Annotated in this window: 10 protein-coding genes; 2 read left to right on the top strand and 8 right to left on the bottom strand. The window is 31.9% G+C overall.

The genetic code is table 11. The features are described 5' to 3' along the window. Window positions 1-172: 172 nt before the first annotated feature. The 4 genes from ACFWDE_RS29110 to ACFWDE_RS29095 form a co-directional block, all read right to left on the bottom strand. Complete coding sequence (locus tag ACFWDE_RS29110) at window positions 173-829, bottom strand: DUF6944 family repetitive protein (protein WP_377896223.1); 657 nt, start codon at window positions 827-829, stop codon at window positions 173-175. 253 nt (window positions 830-1,082) lie between these two features. After that, window positions 1,083-1,790: an SDR family oxidoreductase gene (locus ACFWDE_RS29105; protein WP_002148137.1), complete on the bottom strand. Its 708-nt coding sequence runs from the start codon at window positions 1,788-1,790 to the stop codon at window positions 1,083-1,085. 146 nt (window positions 1,791-1,936) lie between these two features. Further along, entirely contained in the window at window positions 1,937-2,137 is a 201-nt protein-coding gene (locus ACFWDE_RS29100; RefSeq protein ID WP_377896222.1) for a hypothetical protein, read from the bottom strand. Between the two features lie 31 nt (window positions 2,138-2,168). Beyond that, a complete protein-coding gene (locus ACFWDE_RS29095; RefSeq protein ID WP_377896221.1) occupies window positions 2,169-2,513 on the bottom strand; it encodes a hypothetical protein in 345 nt (114 codons plus the stop codon). Between the two features lie 212 nt (window positions 2,514-2,725). On the opposite strand from ACFWDE_RS29095, the gene gerPF reads away from it, so the two are divergent. Further along, window positions 2,726-2,941: a spore germination protein GerPF gene (gerPF, locus tag ACFWDE_RS29090; RefSeq protein WP_001141569.1), complete on the top strand. Its 216-nt coding sequence runs from the start codon at window positions 2,726-2,728 to the stop codon at window positions 2,939-2,941. Window positions 2,942-3,227: 286 nt separating this feature from the next. Here gerPF and ACFWDE_RS29085 read toward each other — a convergent pair whose 3' ends face one another. The 4 genes from ACFWDE_RS29085 to ACFWDE_RS29070 form a co-directional block, all read right to left on the bottom strand. Next, a complete protein-coding gene (locus ACFWDE_RS29085) occupies window positions 3,228-3,563 on the bottom strand; it encodes a YolD-like family protein (protein WP_078186005.1) in 336 nt (111 codons plus the stop codon). A 639-nt stretch (window positions 3,564-4,202) separates the two neighbouring features. Next, window positions 4,203-5,054 (bottom strand): peptidylprolyl isomerase PrsA, encoded by an 852-nt coding sequence (locus ACFWDE_RS29080; protein ID WP_377896220.1) that lies wholly within the window; start codon window positions 5,052-5,054, stop codon window positions 4,203-4,205. A gap of 144 nt (window positions 5,055-5,198) precedes the next feature. Beyond that, window positions 5,199-6,185, bottom strand: coding sequence for a glycoside hydrolase family 25 protein (locus ACFWDE_RS29075; RefSeq protein WP_377896219.1), 987 nt, complete (start codon window positions 6,183-6,185; stop codon window positions 5,199-5,201). Window positions 6,186-6,572: 387 nt separating this feature from the next. Beyond that, window positions 6,573-7,181: a hypothetical protein gene (locus ACFWDE_RS29070; protein ID WP_377896218.1), complete on the bottom strand. Its 609-nt coding sequence runs from the start codon at window positions 7,179-7,181 to the stop codon at window positions 6,573-6,575. Window positions 7,182-7,471: 290 nt separating this feature from the next. On the opposite strand from ACFWDE_RS29070, the gene ACFWDE_RS29065 reads away from it, so the two are divergent. Then, window positions 7,472-7,651 (top strand): hypothetical protein (locus ACFWDE_RS29065; protein ID WP_377896217.1); only part of this gene is annotated, 180 nt, incomplete at its 3' end.

Raw genomic sequence — 7,651 nt, 5'->3', positions numbered from 1 at the left:
TTTCACCGCTTGGATTTTTTCTTTTGAAGAAAATTTAGCCATAAAAAATGCACCTCCAATTGTTAGACCATGTCTAACAATTGGGGTGCACTTCAAAAGAATTATCACATCAATCTTGTCCCACTTATAAAGATGAAATACTCCAAACTCCTATTAAATGAGTATCTCAACGTCATTTCTTAGATTCTAATCTTTGTTCCTCTACTATTTCAGTTAATCCAATTGCTGAAATTACAGTACCTATTGCCTGTATCCAAATACCTATTAGCCCTATTATACGTTGATCTTCTTTATCTAAATTACTGTCTTCATTTCCCTTTTCTTCTTTTGATATATTGTGAATACCTTCATATGCTTGTAATCCCGCACCTAAACTTTGCATTGAATTCCCTAATACAATAATCCACTGTATTTCATTTATCTCATTCAATGCTACTTCTACTCCTAAAAAAGCTCCAATTGATTGCAAACTATTTCCAGTAATTATAAGAAAATCATTTTCTTTCATTTGTTCATTTAGATTAAAATACGTTCCTATTACATTAGAAATATTACCTAAAGCTAATAACTCAATCCCCGTCTTCGCTAGCGCTTTATTTTTATTATCTATAGTTACATCTTGCTTCTCACATTTATCTTCATCTTTCGCATCAATAGTTGCTATAATTTGTAATATATATCCGAGGGCTTGTAATGAACTCCCTACAATAGCAAGATCCGACTCAATCTTTTCTTCTCCTGTAAACCCTCTAGTTGTTCCAATAGCTGCTATAAGATTTCCTCCTACTTGAAACCATGCCCCTGTCAATTCTAAATCGCGTAGGTTCATTTCCCATCACCTATATTTAAATTTTCTAGTACATTCGAAATAAACAAATATCACCTTTAATTCATTATTTTATTTTTCATATGTAATTTTGTGCATCACATAATGTACTAATAATACAAAAGAGCACCTTTCAGGCGCTCTTTTTGACAAGGAGTTTCTCGATAAATGTATAATTTGCAAATGCTTCCTACATAATTCAATATATACTTGTCCTTCAAAACTGTGAATATAACATTTAATACTCATCTGAACATTAAATGCATACCGGGCATGTCAATGAATCTCCATTTTTATCTATTGATATATTTAATATATAATGAATTGCTTTATGTGACCACATTTCAGGTGTAGGAGATTCTTTTACATATTGAGGTGCACATAAATGAAGCATTGGAGTGCTAACACTTCCACCTGGATCTAAAGCAACTACGGCCATGCCATTTGGCAGTTCCATTGCCATAGACTGCGTGATACCTTCAATAGCAAACTTCGAAGCACAATATGGCGCAAGTTCAGCCTCGCCTTCTCTTCCCCAACTAGAGCTCATATTAATAATAATCCCTTCTTTCCTAGCTATCATCGCCGGGACGAACGCCCTAATGACATTTACTACCCCGTTCACATTTACACTCATTACACTTTCAAATTCTTGAGCGGTAACTTTCCATAGCGGTGCATTTTGATTAACAATCGATGCATTATTTATTAACATATCGGGAGCCCTATACCTATTAAGAATACGACTTGCCCATTTACTAACTTGGTGATGATTTGAAACATCAATTATTTGAAAATCATGTGAAGCACCGTAATATTTATTAAGCTCTTCAATTTTATTTTTTGAGCGTCCACACCCTGCTATGTTCCATCCCAATTCATGAAACCTATCAACCATTGCACGTCCTAACCCTTGCGTTACTCCAGTAATAATTACAAGTTTCCCAATGTCGTTTCGCTCCAACTGCATCTCCTCCTTTCAATTAATATTACTCTTTTTATTCTTATTCAACTTCTCACTTAAGTATCAATTCATTTCATACTTTAGAAGTATTTTTGATATTACATATTACAAATAAAAAGAGTAACCATCATAGTTACTCTTTTTGTTTAAATATCCAAAAAATCACTGTTTATATCGTTATTATTTTTAATTTTCATTTTCTCTTTCCCACATTTCTCACACCGATAAATATAGGCTACACCCAATTTACCATTTTTATAATCTTCGTTATCTTGCATCCTAATGAAGTTATATTTATGTTTACAGTTCGATTTATCTAAATATTTTCCAACCCACTTTTTTAACATAATATAACCTACCTTATCGAAGAATTTTCACTTAGTCTAATTGCATATTTTTATGTGAATTCTCAATTTCATTTTGTAACTTTTTAAATTGTTCAAAGTGCATTGTTATAGATCGACTACTATTATTATCCGCGTTGTGCTGTACTAACAAAACACCGGTATCATGAAAAATCACTTCGAGTTCTTTCCTTATAGATACTTTCGTAATATGTGCTGTTTTAATTGCCGATAAAATTGCTATTTCATTTAACTTTAGTTTTATTTCATTAGGACAAAATGCTTTTTCAACCAATGTAACATCATTACTATAAATAAGTGCAACAAGATTACTTGATTTTGCATCTGTTAAATCTACTTTTTTCATAACATTATTCATAACATTTCGCCTCCTTTAATTCCGTATATATTAATTATTCGAATTTATTCTTTTTAAAATTCAACTCTTCATTAATTTTAACATACTTTTTGCTCGATTGATTAAACAAAGCTTCAAACATTTTTCTATTCCGGAATATTTGTCAAATGAACCAATTAGACTATACTTTCATATAGTAATGCAAACAATTACTTATAAAGTAGGTGAAAATTATGCCCTCTGTTGTTGGGAATTTAGTTGTACAAAATAGTAACGGATCTTTCAACTTAGGTGATTTCTATAATGTTTCTCCAAAAGAGAATACGAAAGCTTATAACGGCTCTGGCGCATCTAACGTTGGTTTCGTAGTGAACACTTTTAGTGGGGTTAGCGCGACTAATACATTTGATTCTGATCTAGCAGATCAAAACCAAGTTGGTACGGCCTAACCAAATCTGCAATCATCTTTGTATAACATTTTTAAATTTGTCTATACTATACTCAGGCTGATACACAGCTATCGTCGATTTTTTGAGTGCCAATCTTTTTCTCCCTTTCCCTGGGACTAAGCAGCTAGCTTGCATCTAGCTGCTTTTTCATTTAGTTCTTCACCTCTTCAAAAAAATTAGGCTTTTACAGGCAGCCTGACTCACAGCCGAATTTTGAGGCGTAAATCTAACTGCCCGCAAATAGCTGGATAAATTACAGAAGCTAAACTTCAAAATTCAGCTTCTTTTAAGTTACATCAATTATGTCCCTTGCAGCAAATATATATGTTTTATAAAATGCATCTGTACATTTTACAATTTGTTGAATTGGATTTATATGAACCACTGTCATATAACTCGTAAGTATGTATCCTTCTTCAAAATAGGTCACTAACATCTCTTCTTCAGACAATAATGAAGTTAATAATTTGTCTGAAATGCTTTCTTTCGCTTCATTCGTTATTAGCGGTCTTTGGACTTTTAATTTCTCTCCAATAATTTTTCTCATACTTAATAATTGTTCCGACATTACTGTAAACGGAACCCACTCTCTTCCTTTTTCCTGTATCTTTACATAATTCATTTTCTTTACTCCTCAATTTTCTACATCCATCTATTCATAAAAACAGAAACTTTACTTCTAAATACACTTTATCCATCTCTTATTTATATGTAGCGTAGCTTTCTAATTCAAAACTATTTATACATTTGTAGAAATCTCCACCTTAAAAGAACGTTTGTTCTAATTATACACGAACTAACGTTCTTCCGGAAGTGCAACATGTAAATTTTTTAAACAAAATGCAACTTTAATATATGAAGTTTATTCATACTCATTGATTACTCCCTTTTATTAATCAAATTTCTTTGCACTTCCTATAAAGTTAATTTATACTCCAATAAATATGATATGTACCATCCTTTAAATTATGTCCTCTATTCAATTTCTAAGAAAATATATTTAGTTTATATTTAACAAAATTAATTAACTAAAACACTATCATTTCAACATTTTGCGAAGTAATTGCTTATTCCTTTTTATTTACACCAAAATTTTCTATTGTAATTCTTAATATTTAAATGTAATATTGTATTGTCTTACTATCTATTTATAACTCACACACTAACGAGAAAAGGGAACTCTATATGAGTTCCCTTTTCTATTGAAAATTAAAAAACAGAAATATAGCACTATGCTAAATCTCTGTTTTTCTTCTAAACCTTACTTCTCATCTAAGAATTTAAATGTATCTTTAAATTCATTATCTGTTACTTTAATATCTGCTTCTTTCAATAGATCATTGATTACTTGTTGTTTCCATTTACCTGTCGTATCTTGTAGTCTTTGTTGTTCTAAATCTTTTCGAATCGTATCTTTCACTTCATCAAATGGTTTCAATTCTTTTTTATCCGTCACTTTTATTATATGATAACCATATGATGTTTTTATTGGCTCACTTACTTGTCCTGCATCTAATTTATATGCAGCTTCCTCAAATTCTTTCACAGTTTGACCAGGGGCAAAACCAGCTATTTCTCCGCCCTGTTCCTTTGAACCAGTATCTTCCGAATATTGTTTCGCTAAAGCGGTAAAATCTTCACCATTATTTATTTTCTCTTTTACTTCTTTCGCAGTTTTTTCATCTTTCACTAAAATGTGACTTACCTTCATTTCTGGTTTATGGTTATCTTTCACATCTTTATCTGTGACAGTCGCTCTAATCGCTTTCTCAAGTGCAATTTCTGGCTTCATTCTCTCTTTTAATTCATCTTCATTTTTTAATCCTACTTGCTCTAAAGCCACTTTAAACTTGTCACCCATTTGTTCCTTCGCTGCTTCTACTTGTTTTTTAGCTTCTTCATCTGATACTTCATATTTATCTAGCAATGCCTTATTTAACATCATTTGAGATAAAGTACTTTTTCCATATGTTTGCCTTAATTCTTTACTTAACTCGTTCTCTGTCACGTTTCCTACTTTTGATGTTGCAACATTTTCTGAGGAACCACACGCAGACAATGTTAGCGCCACACATGTAATAATAGTTCCCATAAATAGCTTTTTCTTTTTCAATTCAAATACCTCACTTTGATAAATGTATATTAGGAACTATACAGCGCTATTGTGAAATTAATGTGTTTTCCGCAAGTATTTCTCTTCATGCCAGAGACAAGCTTTATTAAATACAAAAGCCGGCATAAAGCCGACTTTTTAACATCATTTAATCTGCACATGTTCTTCTTTGATCCATTTGTTCCCACCTATATCTATATATCCATCTTGACGATTCCAAATACGATAAGGGACCTTCCCATCGACCGCACCTGTATCATTCCCGTTTGGTCCATCGTACGTTCTAATTTCATATCCAGGTGTGTATTTTGAATATGCATAAAACCATTGTACATTGAAATGCTCTAACTTAGCCCACTGCTGTTCACCACCTAAACAAATCATATCTTTTTCGCCACCTCCCCAATAACCTTTAAAGATTAAATATGGGATTTTTTTCGTAAGTCTTCCTGTAAACTGTGGATTCGCAGGATTTTCATATAAATTAATGCCGTATCCATCATCATATTTTGAAACTGCAATACCAATTCCATTTGGTTGCTTACTATCTCCAATACTAGATTGATTTGAACCTATAAACCAAGAAAGATTTTTATTCCCAATTAATTGATTTAAATCACATTTTCCAATACCAGGAACATTTCCTGAATCAGTATATTGCCAAATATCACAAGGATATGCTGGTTTATTCCCTCCATAACGAGGAATCCAAATAAAATCAGCATCAATATTGCGAGCTCCAAATGATATATACGTGTGATGCCCTACATATAAACCAATTTTTTTTGCACCTAATCGGCGTAATTCATCAATAAATGCTTGAGTCCCACCTTGCATATCTACCATTGTTTGAACTTCTACATCTGCTACCCAAAATTTGGCGTTTTTATCGCCACGATTCCAAAAATCTTGCGCTTCTTTTTTTGCATCTGAAATAGATATAAAACGGCAAAATGCATAATTTCCAAATGGAATACTACGTTTCTTCATTTCTTTCACATAACCTTGATACATAAAATCGACCGTATTCGAACCATCTTGAACTCTAGCAATAACTAAATCTATTTGAGACGCTGCAATATCCCAATTAATATTTCCATTCCATTTCGAAATATCTACAATATAACCCATTACTAATCAACTCCTTTTTATTATCCTATTCAAAGCTTGTATTATTGCTAGACCCATATGCCTAATAGCAAGCTTCTATAAGACAAATAAATATATTTTCATCATTTTTTAAAACTAAATAATTTCTTTTTATCCATAATACTCAAGTTCTTCTTTTTTGCATTTGCAAACGATAGACTTGCGTTTATTTCATACTAAATATCGGGATAAAACTATAAATAATGTGCATACTATATGTAAGCTATTTTAGCTTATACTCATGACTGACCTCCAATATTTTTCAATCTCCCTGTAAAAAGACAGCTAAATAATAAAAGCTGCCTTTTATTATTTCCTTTATGTACAAGAAAAAGACATTTTCGATTCAGGAAAATGTCTTTTCACATTTTAATAATACAATTTTGGTGTTATATCCTTATTTTCTATATTCCCTTCAATTACAAATCGTAAATCATCATTGCTTGTAACGCAGCTTGTAGAGAATAAAATAGGGATATCGCACACAACGTCGTTCATTACATCATGAAATACATTGGCAGCAACACCTGTAAACGTTTGGCAAAGATTTGAGATATCATCGTTAAAAAATTGAATAACTTTCGCAGCAAAAACTGGAAAAATAACATTCGCTCCACCTGGTAGCTGTGGCTGTACAACAACTTGTTGAAAATAAGGATTGTTTTCTAGCGCTACTTGAAATAAATGTGCAATTTCAAATGCATCTAGTGGACATGGAAGCGGATTTACAATCACACTTTCTGCGTTACTAACAACAACCGTTACACTTACGTTTCCAAATTCCACGAAAGATTTAAGAAGCGTAGCTAATGCTATCGCTTTTTCATCACTCATAGCTTGTACTAAAATAATAAAGTTCCCACCAACTGGAATAAGCGGACCCACTGTTACAGTCGGATCAGCGCCTATAGAATTTTTAAGCTCATTAAAATACGTAATCCACGGTGGTGAAAGCTCAACTTGTACATTTTCTTCCATTCTTTCATTCTACCTCCTTATACAATTCTCATTACCATAATATGTAATTATTTTAAAATTGCATAAGGCATTTATATTATTTTCTTACGTTCACTATTTATAATAATGAACGTAAGAAAAGTATGCTATGTTTCTTTCTTAACTTCAAGTATTATGCTGGAATGAGATTCCATGTACCAATACGGCATCTATAATAAGCAACTAAACTAAATTTACATATTATATTTAAATGTCTTCACATTCAAAAGAAGATTAACACATACACCTTCTATATGTAAGGAGTTTATTTAATGAAAAAAATCCCTATCGTATTCAAAGTTCCCCCGAATTCAAAGCTAAAAGTTACATTCTACGGTCCTTGTAACGAAGTAATTACAAATGTATCTTTAATTAATCAACTACTCACCCCTACCTGCCAAACTGTATCTCAATATCCAGACTTTAAGAAATATATAACTGAAGTCCGATCA

It is taken from the genome of Bacillus sp. NPDC060175 (assembly GCF_042728695.1).
In the GTDB taxonomy this organism is placed as follows: Bacteria; Bacillota; Bacilli; order Bacillales; family Bacillaceae_G; genus Bacillus_A.
Note: the sequence above shows the minus strand (reverse complement) of the source record. Positions and strands in the feature narration are given on the sequence as shown.